Source organism: Gordonia sp. YC-XJ4, from assembly GCF_059511865.1.
In genome coordinates this window covers 2,937,595-2,958,921 of the sequence record NZ_CM183447.1, presented here as the reverse complement: position 1 = coordinate 2,958,921, position 21,327 = coordinate 2,937,595, and the positions used below count along the sequence as shown (strand labels likewise).

The following is a 21,327-nucleotide window of genomic DNA, read 5'->3' as shown; positions in this document are numbered from 1 at the left end:
AAATGTCTCGACGGACCGATCTCTCATCGCGGGGTCAAGGGTCGCGACGACGTCGCCGGGACCGGTCCGATCCGCTGTGCTACGCGTCGTATCGGGGAACCACCGCGTATACGGTCAGTTCCCGGGGAACGCCCTTGGCCTTGAAACGGCGGCGTCGGCGGCGGGCATAGCGCTGCGGATCGACGCTCTCGAGGGTCGCGTCGCTGATGAGCAGTTCACCCGCCCCGGCGGCACCGGCAACGCGTGCCGCGATATTGACGTCGACGCCGACGAAGTCGTCGCCGACCGCGCGAGGTGTACCGGTGTGCAGGCCGGCCCGCAGCTGAGGACGGTAGCCGTCGATCGTGAGTGCGCTGACCGCACCGATCGCCTCGTAGGCGGCCACGATCGCCTCGTCGGGATCGGTGAACATCGCCATCACCCCGTCCCCGAGGTTCTTGACGATCCGGCCGCCGTGCTGCCGGACCACCTGCTCGGTCGCGGTGTTCACTTCTCGCAGAAGTCGCAACACCTGATCATCGCCGGCTGCGAGAGCCCAGGTGGAGAACGCCACGAGGTCGGTGAACAGGATGGTCACGTCGACCGGTGTGTCCGCGGAGTGCCCGCGCCGCCGGGTCACCGATTGCCAGGCCTGTACCGCAGCGAGACCCAACTCTCTGGTTGCACTTGGCTTTTCAGGTCTGGCGTCAGCGATCAACCGGGCCAATCGGTCCGACGGTCGGGAGTCGGTGATCGATGGTGGTGCGTCCGGCAGCAACCTGCGGACCGCGCGGATCGCCCGGATGCCGGTGGAATTGGCGTCGGCGCGGGCGAGAGCATCTGCGGCGCGGGCACTCAGCGGTGCCGGTTCGGGACCCGATGGCGGTTCGGGATTCGGGTCGGATGAATCGGGGGCGTCGCCGGCGTTCACCGCAGTCGCTCCGCGTCTCGCGCCAAGGACAGCAGCTCGTCGGCGAGACCGGACAGAGTGGCGCGGTCGGCGTCTTCGCCCACCGCGGTGGCGAGGTCCTCGGCGGCACATCGCAGGGCGAACATCCGGTCCCCGAACTCCGCGACCTCGGCCGACGACAAGATCACCGCATCGTCGGGAATAGAAGTACCCGCCACGAGCGCTCTCTGTTCGTACGCCCGCTGTCGACATGACCGTTTGCAGTACTTGCGTCGCCGACCCATCTCGGAATCGGCCATGGCCGAGCCGCACCACGCGCACGCGTAGGTTCGCCGGGAACGGGTCGCATCCACGGCACAGACCGTACCGTGCGCGGTACTCATCGCGACACAAGCCGCGCGCGGTGTCGCGTGCATCGGGCGTCACGGATCAAGAAGAGTAGAATGGTTCTGTTCAGCAGCTGGTTTGGTCAGCGAGCAAGCCGAGAGGAAAGCAGTAGCAAATGGCAGATCGAGTACTTCGGGGTAGCCGCCTCGGTGCGGTGAGCTACGAAACCGATCGTGATCACGATCTCGCGCCGCGGCGGATTGTCCAATACCGCACCGACAACGGGGAGATCTTCGACGTCCCGTTCGCCGACGACGCCGAGGTGCCGTCGAAGTGGCCGTGCAAGAACGGCATGGAGGGCACCATCCTCGAGGGCGCCGAGCCCGAGGAGAAGAAGGGCAAGCCGCCGCGCACCCACTGGGACATGTTGCTCGAGCGGCGCAGCGAGGAAGAGCTCGAGGTCCTGCTCAATGAGCGCCTCGACCTGCTCAAGCAGCGCCGTCGCGGAGCGACGAATTGATCGAGCGCCGCGGAGCGACGAATTGATCGAGCTCTGCGGAGCGACGAATTGATCGAGCGCTGCGGGGCGACGAATTGATTGAGCTCTGGGGGGCGACGAACTGATCATCTGATCATCGCCGACTCAGGCATACAGACGGGCGGCCCGGGAGATTGTCTCCCGGGCCGCCCGTCGTTCTGTCTGTCTGGTGCGTCGTCAGCGCCGTACGCCGAGTTGGGCGAGCCGACTCTGCACACCCCAGCGGAACACCTTGACGAAGGCCTCCGACATGACGCCACCGCTCATCTTCGACTGACCGATCTCGCGTTCGGTGAAGGTGATCGGAACCTCACGGACGTCGAAGCCCGTCTGGATCGATCGCCATGCCAGGTCGATCTGGAAGCAGTACCCGGCGGATTCGACGGTATCGAGGCTGATCTTCTCCAGCACCGCGCGGCGGTACGCGCGGTAACCGGCCGTAATGTCGTGGATTCCGGCACCGAGCGCGAGACGCGCGTAGGTGTTGGCGCCCCGCGACAGGATCTCACGCCGGCGCGGCCAGTTGACCAATTCGCCACCCTTGACGTAGCGCGAGCCGATGACCAGGTCGGCGCCGTCGTTGATCGCCGCAAGCAGGGCGGGTAGTTGTTCGGGAGCGTGGCTGCCGTCGGCATCCATCTCGATGATGACCTCGTAGTCGCGTGCGAGCCCCCAGGCGAATCCGGCCAGGTAGGCCTTACCGAGTCCGTCCTTGTCGACCCGGTGCAGGACGTGGATGCGGCCTGCGACGTCGGCGGCGGCCAACTCGTCGGCAACCTCACCGGTACCGTCCGGGCTGGAATCGTCGACGACGAGCACGTGGATGGCGCTCAGCGCGGTCTGCAGGCGACCGATGATGAGTGGCAGGTTCTCGCGCTCGTTGAAGGTCGGGATGACGACCAGCGCTTTCTCGCCGTCGGGCCCGACCACGGTGGGTCGCTCGACACCACCGGCGGGCGATCGGTCACTGTTCGTCACCGGTGTACTCCTCCGACTTCTCCGGGGCGGTGCCGGCACCCTTGTGAGGCCGCACCGCCGTGAATCTCTGAGTGAACCTAGTACGCATTGCCACCGCGACCAAAAGCGCCACCACCGCGAGGAGCATCGCGATGCGTTCCGGCCATGCTCCCAGACGGGTGGCGATCGTCGTGGCGGAACTCAACGGAAGCCGGTCGGCGAGGATCGCCGGGGTGAAGATGTCCGATTCCGACGTCATCGATCCGTCTGGTTCGATGAGTGCGCTGACTCCGCTGGTCGCGGCCACGATCACGGCCCGACCGTGCTCGACCGCCCGGAATTGCGACATCGCGAGTTGCTGGTAGGTCATGTTCGTGCGACCGAACGTGGCGTTGTTGGTGGGTACGTACAGGATCTGGGCGCCCTGATCGACCGCGTCGCGTGCCGCCCGGTCGAAGGCGACCTCCCAACACGTGGTGACCCCGACGGTGACGTCACCGGAACGTCCGGGCACGGTCAGCACCGACGGGCCGGTGCCGGGGCGGAAGTTGCCTGCCATGTCGGCGTAGGACGAGAACATCCGGAAGAACGGACGCCACGGCAGGTATTCGCCGAAGGGCTGGATGATGTGCTTGTCGTACCGCGCGATGGGGCCCCGGCTACCGTCCCAAACCAGCACGGTGTTGGTCGGGCGACCGTCGGGTTCGACGATCAGCGTGCCCACCAGGATCGGTGCGCCCACGGCGTCGGAGGCCGCGGTGATCTCTGCGGCGGCGTCGGGGTTGTCCAGTGGATCGATGTCGGAGGCGTTCTCAGGCCACGCGACGAACGACGGTTGCTCGATGTGGCCGGCGTTGATCTCGTCGGCGAGCGCCATGGTTTCTCGGACGTGGTTGTCGAGGACGGCGCGCCGCTGGGCGTTGAACTCGAGTCCGAGTCGCGGCACATTGCCCTGAACTGCCGCGATCTGCGCCGAAGCACCCGATACGTTGCGGTCGACGGTGTCGGGCAGTAACGCGATCGCCGAGACCGGCGCGAGCAGGGCCAGGACGATGCCCAGTGCGGCGCCGCGGACGACAGAGGATCGTGGGCCCATGCCGACGGCGGCGTCTCGGCGGGTGGCGAGCTGGATCACCCAGACCACCGATGCGCCGAACAGCGCAACCGCCCCGGACACCCCGGGTGCCCCGAGGACCGACGCCAGCGGCAGCAACGGGCCGTCGACTTGACTGAATGCGGTTCGTCCCCAAGGGAATCCGCCGAAGGGAAACGACGACCGCAGTCCCTCGACCAGCACCCACGACAGTGCGAACCACAGCGGCGGCACGGGCAGTCGCATCGTCAGCGTCGCGCACAGCCCGAACAGGGCCAGGTAGGCGGCGAGCGCGGCGGCGAGCGCCAACCACGGCAGGGGCCCGACGTACACACCGATCCAGGGCAGCAGGGGGACGAAGAACCCGACACCGTAGACGAAGCCGATCCAGGCCCCGGTCCGCGCGCGGGGACGCCCCTCGGCCAGCAGCCCGTAGAGCAGTCCGAGCGACACCACCGCCATGAACCACCAGTTGCGGGGTGGGAAGGCCGAGAACATGGCGAGCCCGGCCAGGGCGGCGAGGACGGTGCGTACCGCCCACAGCGTTCGGCGGTGTGCGGCGGGCGAGGCGGTGGTCCAACGGTCGCGCAGCCGATCCCAGCGCCGCGGTGGGGACTGCTCGGTGCCGGCGGAGCGATCGGCATCGGTCCCGGGGACGGCGTCGGTTCCCGATGCCGGCGTCACCAATCGCCTCCGTCGACGTCGTGGATGATCGAGCCGGCGCGGACGGTCCGCACGCATCGTGGCAGGCGGGCATCGGGTGAGACGTCGGGCAGCGCGGGTACGCGCGATCGCGGATCGGTCGACCACCGCTGCACCCCGGCGTGCGAGCCGGCGACCACGAGGTCGTCGGCTTCCCACACCGCATAGTCGGCACGCGCTCCGGGTTCCAGCGTGCCGGTCAGTCCGTCGTGCACACCGCCGGCGCGCCACGCGCCGCGTGTGCAGGCGCCGAATGCCGCCCGCGCCGAGATCGCCGACGACGCCCGATGTGGGTGCACCGCAGCTCGGATGGTTGCCCACGGATCGATCGCCGTCACCGGCGAATCGGAGGAAAACGAGAGTGCCACACCGGCTTTGGCGAGCATTGCAAAGTCGTTGAGGCCGTCGGCGCGAGGCCCGAGCCGTTGGGCATACAGCCGTTCACGTCCACCCCATTCGGCGTCGAACAGCGGCTGCATGCTCGCGATCACTCCGCAGCGGGCCAGGATCGCGGCGTCGGTGGCGTCGGTCATCTCGACGTGTTCGAGCCGATGGGCGCAGCGTGCCAGAGCCGGTGTGCCGAGTTCGTCGGCGACCGAGGCGAACGCGGCGACGACGGCCTTGGTCGCGGCGTCACCGATCACATGGAAGCCTGCCTGCGCGCCCGCCAGCGTGCAGGCGTGGATGTGCGTCCGGATGGTCTCGGGTTCGAGATAGTTGATGCCGCTGGTGTCCGGATCGTCGGTATATGGCTCCCGCAACCACGCGGTGTGCGAGCCGAGAGCGCCATCGACGAACAGATCCCCGGCCAGCCCGTCGGCGCGGGTGATGGAGAGCAGCTCGGCGGCATGCTCGGCGTCCTGCGCCGCCTGCCCCCAATAGCGGCGCACCTCCACCGGGTGGTCGAGGTCGGCCAGGGCGAGGAAATCGTCGAGGCCGGCGATCTCGGGTCCGCCGTTCTCGTGCACCGCCACCACTCCGGCGGCGGCCGCGGCGTCGAGTGCCCGGCGCTGCCACCGGGCGCGGGTCGCCGGGGTCACCAGTGTACGGGCAGCGGCACGCACGAGGTGGTGTGCCTGGGCGACGAGCGGCGCATCGGGGTCGTACCCCTCGGCGGCGTCGAGGTCGGTGACCAGCCGGCGCAGCGCGGTGGAGGCGACCGCCGAGTGCTCGTCGATGCGCGCGAGGTAGACCGGGCGGTGACCGACGACGTCGTCGATCTCGGCTGTCATGGGAAACCTGCGGTCATCCGGATCGACGCCCGCCCAGGTGGAATCGTCCCACCCGAGCCCCCAGATCAGCTCGTTCTCGTCGGCTCCGTCCGCGGCGGCCGCGAGGCGTGCGAGACAGTCGGTACGGCTGGTGGACTCACTCAGCGTCAATCCGTCCAGGGCGAGTCCGGTCGACGTCAGATGCACATGGGAATCAACGAAGGCGGGTGCGACGAAACGCCCGGCCAGATCCATGATCCGGGCATCGGGGTGCAGGGCTCGGCCCACGGCGTCGGAGCCGACCCACGTCACGACGCCGTCGGTGACGGCGAGCGCGGTCGCGTCGGGAACGCTCGATGAATAGACGAGTCCGCCGAGCAGGAGTTCGGTAGCCACGATCGTCCAGTGTGCCCTGAGTGGGGTCGGCAGGTGTCGGGGGGTTTGGTGCGGTGCGGATCGAGGCGACGGCGGTCGGCGCGGTGATCAGTGTCCGGGCGGCAGCTGCCGGTCGCCGGCCGGGGTGGCACCTGCATGCGCCGGGTCGCCGGGAGCAGGCGAATCGACGACGGTGCCGTCGATGACGGTGCCACGTCGGAAACCCGAGGTCGCATAGATTCCGGCGCGATCCATCGCCACCACGAGACGGCGGGCGCCGAACGCGGTCACCGCGGGCCGGACCAGGCGCCGGGTGGGCGGTGCGAGCAGCACGATGCCGGCCAGTGTGGAGACCACGCCGGGAATGATCAGCAGGATCGAGGATCCGGCCATGATGGCGGTGTCGGCGAGTGGTGCCCGGGCGTCGACCTCATTGCGGGAGGCGCGCCGGAGTTCGCCGAAGACCTTCGCACCCTGCCAGCGCAGCATGAGGAAGCCGACGACGGCCGCGGCGATGGTGATGAGCACCGCCCACCCGAAGCCGAGGGTCATGGTCATCGCCACGAACACGCCGATCTCGACGGCGAGATAGAGCAGGGCATACGCGAGTCGCATGAGTCGGCCTTTCGTTGCGTGTCTGTACCGCTCAACGAACGAGGCGCCGGTTTTGCTCCGCAACCCGGGCCCACCGACTCTGGGAAAACACTGAGAAATCCGCGCTACTCCCCGTCGCGCCCCTCGATGTCACCCTCGGTCTGCAGATACACCGCCCGGAGGTCGTCGAGCATCTGCGCCGGGGGCTCGTGCCACATATCGCGCTCGACGGCTTCGAGGAGGCGTTCGGCGATGCCGTGCAGCGCCCACGGGTTCGACTCGGCCATGAACTTCTGATTGTGCTCGTCGAGGACGTAGGACTCGGTGAGCTTTTCATACATCCAGTCGGCGACGACGTCGGTGGTGGCGTCGTAGCCGAAGAGATAGTCGACGGTGGCCGCCATCTCGAAGGCACCCTTGTATCCGTGGCGCTGCATCGCCGAGATCCACCGCGGGTTCACCACGCGCGCCCGGAACACGCGACTGGTCTCTTCGGAGAGTGTGCGTGTACGCACCGCGTCCGGGCGGGTGGAGTCGCCGATGTAGGCCTCCGGGGAGCGTCCCGTCAATGCGCGCACCGTCGCGACCATGCCGCCGTGGTACTGGAAATAGTCATCGGAGTCGGCGATGTCGTGCTCGCGGGTGTCGGTGTTCTTGGCGGCCACCGAGATCCGCCGATACGCGCTGCGCATGTCGTCGACCGCCGGGATGCCCGACAGGTCGCGCCCATAGGCGTACCCACCCCATTCGGTGTAGACCCGTGCCAGATCGTCGTCGGTGCGCCAGTCCCGCGAATCGATCAGTTGGAGCAGACCCGCACCGTAGGTCCCCGGTTTGGAACCGAAGATACGGGTGGTGGCCCGACGCCGGTCGCCGTGCTCGGCCAGTGCGGCACGGGCATGGGCCGCAACGAAATTGGAGTCATCGGGTTCGTCGGCGTCGGCGGCGAGGGCGACGGCGTCGTCGAGCATGGTGACCACGTGGGGGAATGCGTCGCGGAAGAAGCCGGAGATGCGGACGGTCACGTCGATCCGGGGCCGGCCGAGTTCGGCGAGGCCGATCAGTTCGAGCGCCGACACCCGGCGCGAGGCCTCGTCCCAGACGGGCATCACGCCGAGCAGCGCGAGCACCTCGGCGATGTCGTCGCCCGAGGTGCGCATCGCACTGGTGCCCCACACCGACAGCCCGACCGACGCGGGGTATTCGCCGTGGTCGCCGAGGTAGCGCTCGAGCAGGGAATCGGCCATCGCCCGCCCGGTCTCCCACGCGAGGCGCGACGGTACGGCCTTGGGGTCGACCGAATAGAAGTTGCGGCCGGTGGGCAGCACGTTGATCAGACCACGCAGCGGCGATCCGCTGGGACCGGCCGGGATGAACCCACCGTCGAGGGCGTGCAGCACGCGCGGGATCTCCCCGGAGGTCTGTCGCAGCCGCGGGACGACCTCGGTGGCCGCGAAGCGCAGGATGTCGGCGACCGCGGGCGGATGCCCGGTGGCCACCTCGGCGACGGTCTGTTCCGACCAGTCCCCCGCCGCACACGACTGTACGAGCTCGCGGGCGAGGTGTTCGACGGCGTCGACGTCGGTGCGCGCGGCTTCGCCGCTGCCCTCGGTCAGGCCCAGGGCCTCACGCAGTCCCGGGAGGGCCGCCGTCCCGCCCCACAGCTGTCGGGCGCGCAGCATGGCGAGTACGAGGTCGACCTCGTGCTCGTCGGCGGGAGCCTGTCCCAGCACATGCAGTCCGTCGCGGATCTGCACGTCCTTGATCTCACAGAGCCAGCCGTCGACATGCAGGAGCATGTCGTCGAAGACCTCTTCGTCGGGGCGCTCGGTCAGCCCGAGATCCTGATGCATCTGCGCCGCGGTGAGCAACGTCCAGATCTGCTGACGGATGGCCGGCAGCTTGGCCGGATCGAGGGTGGAGATGTTGGCGTGCTCGTCGAGGAGTTGCTCGAGACGGGCGATGTCACCGTAGGACTCGGCGCGCGCCATCGGCGGGATCAGGTGATCGACGAGCACCGCATGGGCGCGTCGCTTGGCCTGGGTGCCCTCGCCGGGATCGTTGACGAGGAAGGGGTACACCAGCGGCAGATCGCCGAGGGCGGCATCGGTTCCGCAGTCCGAGGACATGCCGAGTGTCTTACCGGGCAACCATTCCAGGTTGCCGTGTTTGCCGATGTGCACCACCGCGTCAGCGCCGAAGCCGGGGATGTCGCCCGCTCGCCCCGCCCGCCCGGCGACCCAGCGATACGACGCCAGATAGTGGTGCGACGGTGGCAGATCCGGGTCATGATAGATCGCGACCGGATTCTCCCCGAATCCGCGCGGTGGCTGCACCATGATCGCGGTGTTGCCGAAAACCAGTGCGGCGATGACGATGTCACCGTCCGGATTGGTCGAGCGGTCGACGAACAACTCCCCCGGCGGCGGCCCCCAGTGTCTCGTCACAGCCTCACGCAACGCAGCGGGCAGCGTCGCGAACCAACGCGTGTAGTCCGCCGGCGACACCCGAATCGGGTTGGCGGCCAACGACTCCTCGGTCAGCCAATCGGCATCCTGACCGCCCGCGGCGATGATCGCATGGATCAGCGCATCGGAATCGTCCTCGGCCAGACCGGGAATGGCGTCCGGGCCGGATTCCGGGCCGATGTCGTATCCCGCGTCGCGCATTGCCCGCAGCAACGACACCAGACTGCGCGGGGTGTCGAGGCCCACGGCGTTGCCGATGCGGGCGTGCTTGGTCGGATACGCCGAGAGCATCAACGCGATACGACGTCGGGCCGCGGGGGTGTGGCGCAGCCGGGCATGGGCCGCGGCGATGCCGGCGACCCGTGCGCATCGCTCCGGATCGGGACGATAGGTGGGCAGCCCGTTCTCGTCGAATTCCTTGAACGAGAACGGCACCGTGATGATCCGGCCGTCGAACTCGGGCACGGCGACCTGGGTGGCGACATCGAGCGGCGAGAGCCCGTCGTCGTTGGCGTCCCAGTCGGCCCGCGAGGACGTGAGGCACAGGCCCTGCATGATCGGGATATCGAGGGCGGCAAGGCGTTCGATGTTCCAGGCATCGTCGTCACCGCCCGCCGACGCGGTGGCCGGGGTGGCGCCGCCGGCCGCGAGGACGGTGACGACGAGCGTGTCGGCGGTACCGAGCAGCTCGATGAGGTCGTCGGGAGCGGTGCGCAGCGACGCACAGAACACCGGCAGTGCGCGGGCGCCGGCGTCCTCGATGGCGCGGCACAACGCGTCGATGTAGGCGGTGTTGCCGGCCAGATGCTGCGCCCGGTAGTAGAGCACGGCGATCGTCGAAGTCGACCCGTCGTGGCCCGCGTTGGCAACGTCGGCGCGCGCAGTGCCGGAGCGATCGAGGATTCCCCATGCGGGGGTCTGCGCGGGCGGATCGAAGCCGAGGCCGGTGAGCAGCAGTGTGTCGGAGAGGAAGTTGTGCAGGTTCTCCAGATTGCTCACGCCCCCCGCCGCGAGGTAGTTGTGGGCCTGCTGGGCGACTCCGGCGGGAACGGTGGAGCACGCCATCAGATCGGGGTCGGGCTGCTGCTCACCGGACAGGACGACGACCGGGCGACCGGCGGCCAGTACAGCTTCCAGCCCGTCCTCCCACGCGCGGCGCCCACCGAGGATCCGGACGACGACGATGTCCGCCGGCGCAACCAGATCGGCGATGTCGTCGACCAGCAGCCGCGACGGATTGGCGATCGCATAGTCGGCGGCCGCGGCATGGGCGGTGATGAGGTCGGTGTCGGAGGTCGACAGCAACAGGATCATGAGAACTCCTCACCGGGGTGGCGCGCCCGGTCGTGTGGTCGGGGTGCCCAGCGACAGGTCTGACTCCGGGCGCATCCGTGGACACCCCCGACACAGTGGCGCGACCGCGCCGGAATCACACCGGCTTCTGACGCACTGGACGTGTGGTTGGAGCCTAGTGCAGGCGCCGTGGGCGGCCCACACCCGCGTCTACGCTGGATCCCGTGACCGAACCCCGCGAGCGCAGCGCCGACGACCGGTGTCCGGGTGTGTTCACTCCGCACCCGGCCGCCGATGGTGCGCTCGCGCGGGTCCGACTGCCGGGCGGTGTGCTCTCCGCCGCTCAGATGCAGACCCTGGCCGAGGTCAGTGCCCAGCACGGCGACGGGTACCTCGAGCTGACTGCGCGCGCCAACATCCAGCTGCGCGGGATCAGCGATGTCGAGGCCGTCGCGGACGCGCTGACCGCGGCCGGTCTGGTACCCGACGGGGTCGGGGGTGAGGACATCGGCGGTAGGGAGAAGATCCGCAACATAGTGGTGAGTCCCCTGACCGGCCGGATCGGGGGCCACGCCGATGCGTCGCCGATCGCCGCGGCGCTCGATGCCGAACTGCGTCGTGCCGATGGTCTCGACGGTCTCTCGGGCAGGTTCCTGTTCGGGGTGGACGACGGACGCGGTGATGTGGCGCGTCACCGGCCCGATGTGTGTGCCGTCCTGCGGCATCCGGCGGAGACCGGGGTGGCCGACATCGTGGTCGACGGTGAGGTGGCCGGTTCGGTCGACACGACCGCCGCTGTCGCGCCGGCGCTGCTCGACGTCGCGCGTGCCATGGCGGCGCTGACGGGACCCCGCCGCTGGCGCATCCACGACCTCGACGCCGCGACGCGCGTGTCGGTGATCGATGCGGCGCGGCGGCGCCTCGGACCACCCGGAGACCAGACATGGGCAGATGTACCGGCGACTGGGCCGGTCGTCGGATGGTTCGAGCAGGACGACGGCCGGGTACTGCTCGGTGCGGTGGTCGAGCTGGGTCGTCTCCCGTCGCGGCTCGCCGAGTTCCTGGCTGCAGTCGGCGCGCCGATCACGATCACCACCGATCGGGAGATCCTTCTCTGCGATCTGACCGAGCCGATCGCCGAAACCGTCGTCCGCGTCCTCGCGCCGATGGGCCTGATCTTCGACGCCGCCTCACCATGGGTGCGGGTCACTTCGTGTGCCGGGGCCCCGGGATGCGCCAATTCGCACGCGCCGGTGCGTACCGATCTCGCGAACCGGGTCGCGGTCGGTGAGCCGGTGACCGACCGTGAGCACTGGGTCGGGTGCGAGCGCGGATGCGGCTCCCCCACCGAGTCACATCTACGGGTCGAGGCCGGCCCCGACGGCTATCACACGCGTCGGGTTCAGGAGAACAGGTAGTCCTCGAGCGGGAACGTGTCCTGCGCCCGCACCGCCTCGGCGACAGAGGTCGGCCGGAACAACGGGGTCTCTCCCTTGGCGTTGAACCAGTACGAGCGTGACCGGGCGCAGTTGCCAAGGGCGAACACCGAATCGGCGATCCGGGTGGTCATGTCGTCGAGGAACTTCTCGTTCGCCTCTTCACGGACCTCGAAGGACACCGCATCCCGGCGTCGGACCTCCCCGAAAAGCCGCGCGATGTGCCGCATCTGGCATTCGACCGTGGTGAACCAGGACAAACCCACCCACGAGTAGGGGCCGGCGGAGTTCAAGAAGTTCGGGAAGTACGGCATCGTCAGACCCTCGTATGCGGCGAATGCGGTTTCCCGCCACCACTTTCCGAGATTGCGGCCGTCGCGTCCGATCACCTCGATCGCCGGGAGATTCTTCTCCCACACGTCGAACCCGGTGGCGAGGATCAGGACGTCGACCTCACGGGTACGGCCGTCGGCGGTGACGATGCCGTCGGGCACGATGTGATCGATGCCGGTGGTGTCGAGGTTCACGTCCTCGCGTGCGAGCGTGCGGTAGTAGTCGTTGGAGACCGTCGGGCGTTTGCACCCGTAGTCGTAGGCGGGTGTGAGATCGCGACGCATCTGCGGGTCGCGCACCTGCAGATACCGGAAGAGTGCGGCAATCCGTTTGACGGCGTCGTTGACGCGACGAAATCGCCGGAAACGCCACATTGCGATCAGCATCGCCATCTCCTGGGTCACATCGGTGACCCAACGCACCGCTCGCTGACTGGCCGGCATCTGCCGAAACAGTGCTCGCACCGGCGCAGGGATGGGGGCGTCGAGCTTGGGCATCACCCACATCGGTGTGCGCTGATACACCGTCAACTCCTCGGTGAGATCGGCGATTTCCGGGATCAGTTGCACTGCAGTCGATCCGGTCCCGATGACCGCCGCGCGTTTACCGGCGAAATCGTAGTCGGGATCCCACCGTGACGCATACACCACCCGCCCGGCGAAAGTGTCGATACCGGGGATGTCGGGGGTGGCGGGCTGGGACAGGAAACCGGTGGCGCACATCAGGAATCGCGTCGTCATCGTGGTTCCGCCGGCGAGGGCGACACGCCAGGTGTTGGTCTCGGCATCCCACCGCGCGCCGTCGACCGAGACACCGAATCGCATATACCGCCGGACATCGTACTTGTCGGCGACGTCCACGGCGTACTGCTTGAGTTCTGTTCCCGGTGCGTATAGCCGCGACCAGTTGGGGTTCGGCTCGAACCAGAACGAGAACGTGGGCGACGGAACATCCACGGCCAGACCGGGATATCGATTCACATGCCACGTACCGCCGAGGTCGTCCTCGCGTTCGAGGATGACGAAGTTCTCGTAACCGAGCCGCTTGAGGGCGATCGCGGCTCCGATGCCGCCGAATCCCGCACCGACGATGATCACGTCGTGGAGTTCGTGTCCCGGCTCCGATGACCGCCCCTGCTCTGGTGACTGTGGGTCCGCGGAATTCATGGCTACCTTCCTGTGGGAGTTGACGGCTCGCGTATCGAGCTGCCTACTCTGGTCGACATGGACGTCTCGAATGCGCACGTACTCCTCACCGGCGCCTCCGGCGGGATCGGCGAATTCCTGGCAATCGCACTGGCCCGACGCGGGGCCCAGCTGACCCTCACCGGACGGCGCTCCGACGCGCTGACCGAACTCGCAGATCGAGTGGGCGGCCGGGTGATCACCGCCGATCTGACCGAGCCGCAAGCGCCGACCGAGGTGGTCGAGCAAGCCGGTCGCGTCGACATCCTGGTGGCCAACGCAGGTCTGCCCGCGTCGGGTCCACTCCTGGAATACGCGACCGAGGAAATCGATCGTGCGCTCGAGGTCAACCTCCGGGCGCCGATCCTGATGGCCAAAGCTGCTGCAGCGCAGATGATTCCACGCGGACGAGGCCACCTCGTATTCATGTCGTCGCTCTCGGGAAAATCGGCATCGTCGAACACGTCTCTCTACAACGCGACGAAATTCGGTCTTCGCGGGTTCGCGTTGGCGCTGCGGGAGGATCTGCGGCCCCACGGGATCGGCGTGTCATCGATCTACCCCGGACCGGTGCGTGACGCCGGCATGATCGCCGATTCCCGAGTGGGCCTGCCGCGCGCGGGCACGGTCACCGCTGCCGCCGTGGGCGCCGCCACGATCCGAGCCATCGAACGCAACCGGCTCGAGACCACGGTGGCGCCCTTGCCGCTGCGGGTGGCCACGACGCTCGGCGGACTGGCACCGTCCGCCTCGGCGGCGTTCGCCCGTCTCACCCGCAGCGACCGGCTGGTGGCCGCCATCAGCGACGGCCAGCGCAGCAAGCGCTGACCGGCTAGTCGGCGGCACGGTGTTTGCCGACATACAGCGCCGGTGCCGACCCGGTGCTCGACGATGAGCCCCCGGACGACGTCGTGTTGGACGAAGACCCGGTTGACGACGTTGACTCGGAGGTCGACGTGCTTGCGGCGCCGGAGCCGTTTGCCCCGGAGTCTGTCGTGCCCGAACTTGCCGTCCCCGAACTCGCTGTGCTCGAACTTGCTGTGCTCGAACCGGACTCGGAACTCGAGGCGCTCGGCGCACCGGAGCTCGTGGTTGTCGACGGGGTCGACGGTGCGGAAGTCGACGCTGTAGGAGTCGACGCTGTAGGAGTCGACGCTGTAGGAGTCGAGACCGCGGGGGTGGTGCCGGTGGTGGACGGGGAACTCGTGGATGTCGTTGTCGTGGGGGTGACCGACGCCGACGTCCCGCGCAATGCCTGCTCCGAAGACAAGGTGACCGAGCTCTTGACAGCCGTCGTCGGCGATGTCGCCGCGAGAGCAGGCGTGGTAGTTCCGGTGCTCCCGGCGGCAGAACCGGCGGTGGGCACGGCGTTCAGGATCGATTCACGGATCATCTCGGCGAGTTGCTCGGCCGAGGTTCCGGTCATCCCGGCGGCCTGGCCGAGTCCGTTGATGTTGGTGACCACGTTGGCGGCCAACAGTTTTGCAAACGCATCGACCTGTGTGCCGAAGGCCTCGAGATTCTGCGGGATCAGGGTGGGCAGCTGCGGAATCATCGCGAGTGACTGATCCACCGAGGTGACGGCGTCGGTGTAGATCTGCTGCCACGCCTGCGCGGTCCACAGGTTGGTGACCTGGACGTAGTCGGGGCGATCCGGATCGTCGTAACCGGGTGCGGGATTCTCCACCCAGTTGCCGTCGGTCAGTTGCTGCCCGAGGTCGAAGGCCGTGTAGTACTTGCCGAACAGCCCGAACTTCGGCAACGACCCGGGCGCACCCTGTGCGCCGAACAGCTGGCACGGCAGGCAGTACGTGCCCGGCACGAACGGATTGAGCCCGTTCCACACCGCTTCGGCGAAGTCGCCGTACGCACTGGCCCACTGTGCGGTGGTCGGCCCTTGCTGCACGCCGGTCGGGTCCTGGGTGAGCGTTTCCCATACTGCCTTGAGCGGGCCGAGCAGATCGAGGTGGACCGTCTCCCCCGACCAGAAGGGCTGGATGTTCACCACCGTTCCGTCAGCGGTGGTGTAGGTCGCGTCGTTGGGATCGATCGTGTTGCTGATCTCCGGGAAGGTGTAGCCCGTCACCAGTTCCCAGGCCGGAACCTGCCCGTACTGCAAGAAGTACAGCGGATCGCTACACGGCCCCGGAACGCCGGTGCAGTTCGGTGTCATCGGTGCGAACGAGGCCAGCGTCATCCAGAGTTGGTCTGACTGCGCATTCGCGACCAACGGCACCGGCATCAGCAGCAGACTGATCGCCTTGACCTTCTCGTAGTCCTGCTGATCGAAGCCGACCACATTGGTGGGGATGTACACCCACCAGTTACCGGAGTCGTTGAACGCCTTGGTGGTCTGCTGCAGTGCCTGATACTGCACGGCGGGAATGTTGGCCAAGGTCTGGTAGATGTTCGTCGGGATGTTGGCGATGGAGGCCTCGGCGTGCGCCTGCGCGCCGGGCGCGGCGACCTGCGCGCCGATCGCCGCGGCCACTCCCGCACCGGCCATGGCGGCGACCACCGATCGTGAACCCCGGTGCGGTGAGCGCTGTCTCGCTGTCGTCGTCACCGCTGTCGTCGTCACCGCTGTTTTCGTCATCGATGTTTTCGTCATCACTTTGTGTTCCCTCCCGTTGCCGCGTGTGGATCGCGGTTGGACAATTCGATGCGTTGATTGGGCCGCGTGTTTTCTTCGGTGGTCGAGGTGTCCGAGCCCGCTGGGGCGAGGGCCTCGAGACCCGGTGGGATGACAGGTGTTGTCGTCACAGCGGGGTCAGCGGAACCAGCGTCGGCGCGGGTGGTCTCGAGGCTCGCCGCACGCGGCTCGCACCTCGACCAGCGGGAGAAGAGCCGGGCGCCTACGTCGTCACGGGTTGCCATACGGTGCCTCTTCCTCGAGTCGCCCGAGCCAGATTCGGCCTCCGTAACCATCGAGATGGGTGACCTCCCCGACGGGCCGGCGCGCCGATGGGCCGTATCGCCCCCGCGGCCAGCCCAGGGGCACGATGCACAGCGGGGTGACGTTGACGGGCAGCTCGAGAGTTCGACGTACCGAGGTGAGGTTCCACAACGGCATCGTGGTCAGCGACGCACCGAGACCCATTGCCCGAGCGGCCAACAGCAGGTTCTGCACGCTGGGATAGATCGATCCCCAGTATCCGGATTCGGCCGGATGCGGCATGCGCACACCGGTGAGCCGCCCCTCTCGTACACCGAGGCGCAGGCAGGCGACCACCAGGACCGGGATCTCGGCGAAGTGGTCGACCTGCCACTGGACGGCCTTGATGGTGCGGCGCGTGGCGTCGTCGGATCGGACCAGATGACGGAGTGCGAAGCGTGAGTACAGATTCCACGCTTGCCGGTACCGTCGCGCCAGCTTCTCCTTGACCGCGGGGTCCTTGACGACGATGAACTCCCACTGCTGGCCGTTGTTGCCGGTCGGCGCGTGCTGCGCGAGTTCGATGCAGGTCAGTACGAGCTCGTCGTCGACCGGATCGGGACGGACCCGCCGAATCGCGCGCTGGGTCATCATGGCCTCCTGCAGCGGCATCGTCAGCCGCTGCAAGGCCTCATCGACGGTCGGTATCGGTGCGGGTTCGCGTGTCGGCGACGGTGTCGATGGTGATGGCGACGGTGATGGCGAGGCGATCTCAGTCATGGTTGTCGATCCATTCGGTGGTGAACCGGCCGACATCGGGTATGTGGCGTCGGAATTCGGCGCCGATGGCACTCTCGACGCGCCCTCCGACCAGCGGAAGGCGTACCTCCACGGTGCCGTCGACGACCATGTGCGACCCGCCGGATGCGGGTTCGATACGTGCACGCCCGAGCCCGGAACCGGGAGCCCCGAGCACAGTGATCTCGATCGTGCCGTGGACACGATCGTCGGCGCCGACCTGCCAGTGCTCGGTCGTGCGCACCTTGAGCTCACCGGGATAGACCCGTCCGATCAAGGACGGGAGGCGATCCGCGCGGAGGTCTTCGGTCATGACCAGCCGTACCGACTCACCGTCGGGCGTCGATGTCCTGTCGAGTTCATCGAGAGTCGTCGACGACTCGAAGGCGGCATAACGGTCGTGCCAGTACGCGGCCGCGGCGAACGCGTCGAAGACCTGTCGGGTGCTGTGCGGGGAGGTGACGGCAACCTCGAATGTGCGCGGCATCAGGCACTTCCCGCGGTGGTGAGTTGATCGCAGATGTCCTCGGCGAAGTCGCGTGCCCGGATCAGGTCGTCGGGTCCGATGTTGGTCATCGGGATCGGTACCCCCAGATAGCTTTTCCGGTACTCCCCGGAGCCGAGATAGCTGGTCAACGAGAGCATCGAGCGCAGCTGGCCACCCGGATAGGTCGTGACGAGACTGCCGAGGTAACGCCCGCCCTGCCAGCGGCCCTGTGCGCGGACCTCTTTCAGATTCCCCCGCCAGCTGTCGCGGCAGACGACGAAGACGGCAAAAGCGCTGCCCGCCAGCACTTGCCGGGCCACCGGTGAGGTCAGGAACGAGCGAATCGGCATCGCCGGTGCGCTCCACCAGGTCGGCGATCCGATGCAGACCAGGTCGTAGCGGCGCTCGGTCACGAAATCCGGCACACGGATCGATCCGGTCTTCTTACGAACCTGGGCCAGCAGGACACTGAGCATGTCGGGCCACACGCGGGCCATCGGAAACCGCGTGAATCGGCGCGCGTACCGGTCGTCGGTGAACTCGATCGCCGCCTCGTCGACCGCATAGCCGTGCGCGGCGAAGACGTCCCCGGCGGCCGTCAGCATGCTCCGGGTCTGCCCCGTGTAGCTGTAATACAGCAACAGAACCCGGGGCTGCGGCCGGCCGACCGCGTCGGGATCAGCGTGCGTCATCTCCGGCCTCCCTTGTCATCCCGCCGAGATGGGCACCCAATAGTGTTGGCGCACAGGCATATTCGGTACTACAGTGAGGGGCATGACGACCAAGGTTGCCGTTGACCTGCAAGGCGCGGCCAAGACCATGCTCACCACTCTGTATCTGAAGTCGCTCGATGCGGCTCTGCCGCACCCGGTTCTCGGAGATCGCTTCGCGCCGCAGGCGGTGGAGCGACTCGACGTCGACTGGAGCGAGCTGGGTGTCACCGCGCGGTGGGCGCCGATCGTGACCGTGCGCACCGCACAGTACGACCTCTGGGCGCGTGACTTCCTCGCGGCACACGATCAGGCGACCGTCGTGCACATCGGCTGCGGCCTGGATTCGCGGGTGTTCCGCCTCGATCCGGGACCCGGCGTCGAATGGATCGACGCGGATTTCCCGGAGGTGATCGCGCTGCGGCAGAGGGTGTATCCCGATCGGGCCCACTATCGGCTGGTGGCGACGTCGGCGACCGATCCATCGTGGCTCGACGCCATCCCCGCCGATCGGCCGGTGCTGTTCCTCGCCGAGGGCATCAGCATGTACCTGACGCGCGATGAAGGACTCGGCCTGATCTCCCGGGTTGTCGAGCGTTTCCCGACCGGCGAGATCCAGATCGACTTCTACAACTGGCTGGCGATCGCCACCCAGCGCGTACACATGCTCAATCGGCGATCCGGGTCGCGACTGCATTGGGCGGTCAACTCCCCCGCCGACATCGTCGGTGAGATCCCGGCTCTGCATGTCGTGGACTCGGCCAACCTCTTCTCCGCGGAGACCTTCGCCCGGGTGAGCGGTCCGTTCGCGGGCGCCGGAGTGCTGTCCCGGGCGATCCCTGCGGGCCGAAAGGCTCTGCAGTACCACCGATATGCGTTCTGACGGCTGCGTCATCGGAGCGCCCCCGCTCCGATGACGGGATCGGCCGGTGCCGCGATCCCGGCGAGCAACGTCGCGATGGCGTCGATCGACCGCTGGGGATCCGGTCCATGCGTGTGATATTCGATCATCAGCCGGCCGTCGAAGATCTTGCTCGTGTACATCTCGATGCCGCCGCCGACCTGGAAGTGCAGTTCCCCGTGAACCGCGGTCAGTCGCACACCCGGCGGGGTGCGCATCGGTGGCACCACACCGTTGTCGGTCATCATGACGACGTCGGGCAGGCCGGGCGGATTGCCTTCGTAGCTCGGCGTGAAATGCAGCAGGGACTGGGCGATGACACCCTCGGCGAGATCGGCGCGATACGCCTCGGCGATCCGGGTGGCGAGATCGAGAACATCGGTGCCGTGATCGATGTCGGCAAGGAAGGTGCCCACCCCGACGGGGTTGGTTGCGGCCGTCGCGGTCACCGGCGGGCTGAGCACGTAGCGCAGATCGACCGGATAGATGTAGGGCACCGGGATGCGCCTGCGGCCGCGCACCTGCCATTCGGCGATCAGGATCACCGCCGCCAGTACGCCATTGAGCCCCACGCCGTTGCTGCGCGCGTAGTCGACGATCGCGCGGGTCTGGCGTTCGTCGAGCCCACACCACGCCATCGGTACCTGCTGGGGAGCCGAGGGCCGCGCGGTCGACGTGGTACGCCGCGACGGCGGCAACTCGTAGGCGAACAACGCGGGCATGAAGCGCTCCAGACCGGACCGGTGGAGCTTGGTGATGCCGCGGTGGGCCAGCACGGTTTCCAGCGAGTCCGGCGCCGGCTCCACGGGGCCCGGCCGCAGGTCTCCCGTGGTGACCAGATCGGTGTAGTAGGAGAACAATTCCTCGATCAGGGCGAACTGGTGATGTCCGTCGGCGAGGCTGTGGTGGACGTACAGGGTCGGCTGGGCTCCGCCGTCGAGCACCACCACGCGCAGGTGCACCAGGGTTTCGGTCTGGTCGAAATGCGGAGGGACGACCTCGGCGCTGCCGTCACGGTTGTCCACCACCATGATTCCCGGGTGCATCAGATCGTCGACGACGATCTGCCAGCGCTGATCGGCGTCGCGTTCGAGATGGCCGCCCAGGACGGGATGCACTTCGAGCAGCGTGTCGAAGGCCTCGGCGAGCGCGTCGGTGTCGACGGGGCCGTCGAGGTGGGCTCCGAGTCCGACGAAATTGTGTGTCTCGGCGAACATCTCCTCGCTCTTGGCGAGATGGCGGATGACTGCTGAGGCGCTCACGGGTCCTCCTGGTGATCGATGACGGTCGGTGCGGGCTTCTCCGGATCAGCTGTGCATACTGGCCTTTCGGTAGCCGAGGGCCAGAGGGATCGCGCAGACCACGATGATGCTCACCGACCACGCGAGCAGACCCGTCAACGGAGTGGCGACCGGCCCGCCCACCGACAGGCCCTTCATGGTGTCGACGGTGTAGCTGAGTGGTTGATGCGACACCGCGGGCTGGATCCACTCGGGATACTGATGCAGCGGCACGAATCCGGTGCTGAAGAACATGAACACCCCGGACACGAGCGCCGTCGCCTCGACGACGATAGTCTTGGCCGAGTACAACGCGAGTGTGGCGACACCGACGGCGAACGCGAGCCCGAACAGACAGGGCACGAACACCCAGCCGATCGCGGCGGCCACACCCTCGTGGAATCGGAATCCCATGGCGTAGCCCGCGATCAGCAGCGCGAGGGTGGCCACGACGATGCGGATGGTCTCGGCAAGCAATCGCGAGATCACCCCCGCCGCGCGGTTGATGGGCAATACCCACAGCCGCGCCAGCAGCCCGCTGTCACGCTCGTGCATCAGCGACAATCCGCCGACCGTGGCACCCTGGGTCGCGGCGACCATCGCCACCAGGGGCACGCTGCCGTACAGCGCGTCGATACCGGTGACCCGGGTGATGCCGTTGCCGAGAACAATGTTCAGTGCGACCAGGAACGCCACCGGAACCAGGATGGTCTCCGAGGTACTCGCCGGATCGCGCAGCCAACGACGCATGGTGCGAGCGGTCAGTGTCACGGTGTGCGAGAGCAGAGCGCGCGGCGACCATTCCGCCGGCCTGCGCGGCGCAGCCGGAATCGGATGTGCTGGGGCGGAGGACATCTCGCCGGTGAGTGGGGTCAT

General features: G+C 67.7%; 18 protein-coding genes. 4 read left to right on the top strand and 14 right to left on the bottom strand.

All coding sequences use genetic code 11. From position 1 onward, the window contains the following. Window positions 1-79 precede the first annotated feature (79 nt). Window positions 80-910 carry an adenylate/guanylate cyclase domain-containing protein gene (locus AC5ZH6_RS12915; protein WP_006372799.1) on the bottom strand — a complete coding sequence of 277 codons (831 nt, stop codon included), beginning with the start codon at window positions 908-910 and terminating at the stop codon, window positions 80-82. Further along, window positions 907-1,272, bottom strand: a complete 366-nt coding sequence (locus AC5ZH6_RS12910) for a hypothetical protein (protein WP_020171316.1) — start codon at window positions 1,270-1,272, stop codon at window positions 907-909. The genes AC5ZH6_RS12915 and AC5ZH6_RS12910 overlap by 4 nt, the downstream gene beginning before the upstream one ends. 119 nt (window positions 1,273-1,391) lie before the next feature. Between AC5ZH6_RS12910 and AC5ZH6_RS12905 the strand changes: the two genes are divergently transcribed. Further along, window positions 1,392-1,736 (top strand): RNA polymerase-binding protein RbpA, encoded by a 345-nt coding sequence (locus tag AC5ZH6_RS12905; RefSeq protein ID WP_006372801.1) that lies wholly within the window; start codon window positions 1,392-1,394, stop codon window positions 1,734-1,736. 195 nt (window positions 1,737-1,931) lie between these two features. Here AC5ZH6_RS12905 and AC5ZH6_RS12900 read toward each other — a convergent pair whose 3' ends face one another. From AC5ZH6_RS12900 to cobN, 5 genes are all read right to left on the bottom strand, one after another. Further along, the gene (locus AC5ZH6_RS12900) at window positions 1,932-2,732 is read right to left on the bottom strand and encodes a polyprenol monophosphomannose synthase (protein ID WP_006372802.1); all 801 of its coding nucleotides are present in this window, start codon (window positions 2,730-2,732) and stop codon (window positions 1,932-1,934) included. Continuing rightward, entirely contained in the window at window positions 2,719-4,488 is a 1,770-nt protein-coding gene (gene lnt, locus AC5ZH6_RS12895; RefSeq protein ID WP_006372803.1) for an apolipoprotein N-acyltransferase, read from the bottom strand. The genes AC5ZH6_RS12900 and lnt overlap by 14 nt, the downstream gene beginning before the upstream one ends. Continuing rightward, a complete protein-coding gene (locus tag AC5ZH6_RS12890) occupies window positions 4,485-6,113 on the bottom strand; it encodes an amidohydrolase (RefSeq protein WP_006372804.1) in 1,629 nt (542 codons plus the stop codon). The genes lnt and AC5ZH6_RS12890 overlap by 4 nt, the downstream gene beginning before the upstream one ends. Before the next feature lie 87 nt (window positions 6,114-6,200). Next, window positions 6,201-6,707, bottom strand: coding sequence for an FxsA family protein (locus tag AC5ZH6_RS12885; protein WP_006372805.1), 507 nt, complete (start codon window positions 6,705-6,707; stop codon window positions 6,201-6,203). 104 nt (window positions 6,708-6,811) lie between these two features. After that, entirely contained in the window at window positions 6,812-10,468 is a 3,657-nt protein-coding gene (gene cobN, locus AC5ZH6_RS12880) for a cobaltochelatase subunit CobN (RefSeq protein ID WP_006372806.1), read from the bottom strand. Window positions 10,469-10,671: 203 nt separating this feature from the next. Here cobN and cobG point away from each other — a divergent pair, with 203 nt between their 5' ends. Further along, on the top strand, window positions 10,672-11,865 hold the full coding sequence (gene cobG / locus AC5ZH6_RS12875; protein WP_006372807.1) for a precorrin-3B synthase: 1,194 nt from the start codon (window positions 10,672-10,674) through the stop codon (window positions 11,863-11,865). Here cobG and AC5ZH6_RS12870 read toward each other — a convergent pair. After that, window positions 11,850-13,382: a flavin-containing monooxygenase gene (locus AC5ZH6_RS12870; RefSeq protein WP_496169110.1), complete on the bottom strand. Its 1,533-nt coding sequence runs from the start codon at window positions 13,380-13,382 to the stop codon at window positions 11,850-11,852. The two genes, cobG and AC5ZH6_RS12870, sit on opposite strands and share 16 nt — an antisense overlap. Before the next feature lie 57 nt (window positions 13,383-13,439). Here AC5ZH6_RS12870 and AC5ZH6_RS12865 point away from each other — a divergent pair, with 57 nt between their 5' ends. Then, window positions 13,440-14,228, top strand: coding sequence for an SDR family NAD(P)-dependent oxidoreductase (locus AC5ZH6_RS12865; protein ID WP_094600534.1), 789 nt, complete (start codon window positions 13,440-13,442; stop codon window positions 14,226-14,228). A 4-nt stretch (window positions 14,229-14,232) separates the two neighbouring features. Here AC5ZH6_RS12865 and AC5ZH6_RS12860 read toward each other — a convergent pair whose 3' ends face one another. From AC5ZH6_RS12860 to AC5ZH6_RS12845, 4 genes are all read right to left on the bottom strand, one after another. After that, window positions 14,233-15,996, bottom strand: coding sequence for a hypothetical protein (locus AC5ZH6_RS12860; RefSeq protein WP_240523923.1), 1,764 nt, complete (start codon window positions 15,994-15,996; stop codon window positions 14,233-14,235). Window positions 15,997-16,263: 267 nt separating this feature from the next. Next, window positions 16,264-17,055, bottom strand: coding sequence for a nitroreductase family protein (locus AC5ZH6_RS12855; protein ID WP_496169108.1), 792 nt, complete (start codon window positions 17,053-17,055; stop codon window positions 16,264-16,266). Then, on the bottom strand, window positions 17,048-17,560 hold the full coding sequence (locus AC5ZH6_RS12850) for a DUF2505 domain-containing protein (RefSeq protein WP_211544914.1): 513 nt from the start codon (window positions 17,558-17,560) through the stop codon (window positions 17,048-17,050). Before AC5ZH6_RS12850 ends, AC5ZH6_RS12855 begins: the two co-directional genes overlap by 8 nt. Further along, a complete protein-coding gene (locus AC5ZH6_RS12845; protein ID WP_496169106.1) occupies window positions 17,560-18,252 on the bottom strand; it encodes a flavodoxin family protein in 693 nt (230 codons plus the stop codon). The genes AC5ZH6_RS12850 and AC5ZH6_RS12845 overlap by 1 nt, the downstream gene beginning before the upstream one ends. Window positions 18,253-18,334: 82 nt before the next feature. Between AC5ZH6_RS12845 and AC5ZH6_RS12840 the strand changes: the two genes are divergently transcribed. Further along, window positions 18,335-19,153 (top strand): class I SAM-dependent methyltransferase, encoded by an 819-nt coding sequence (locus AC5ZH6_RS12840; RefSeq protein WP_006372815.1) that lies wholly within the window; start codon window positions 18,335-18,337, stop codon window positions 19,151-19,153. Window positions 19,154-19,161: 8 nt separating this feature from the next. Here the strand turns inward: AC5ZH6_RS12840 and AC5ZH6_RS12835 are convergent, their stop codons facing one another. Together AC5ZH6_RS12835 and AC5ZH6_RS12830 are read right to left on the bottom strand one after the other, a co-directional pair. After that, window positions 19,162-20,433 (bottom strand): phthiocerol/phthiodiolone dimycocerosyl transferase family protein, encoded by a 1,272-nt coding sequence (locus tag AC5ZH6_RS12835; RefSeq protein ID WP_006372816.1) that lies wholly within the window; start codon window positions 20,431-20,433, stop codon window positions 19,162-19,164. Window positions 20,434-20,478: 45 nt separating this feature from the next. Further along, on the bottom strand, window positions 20,479-21,327 hold the full coding sequence (locus AC5ZH6_RS12830; protein ID WP_006372817.1) for an ABC transporter permease: 849 nt from the start codon (window positions 21,325-21,327) through the stop codon (window positions 20,479-20,481).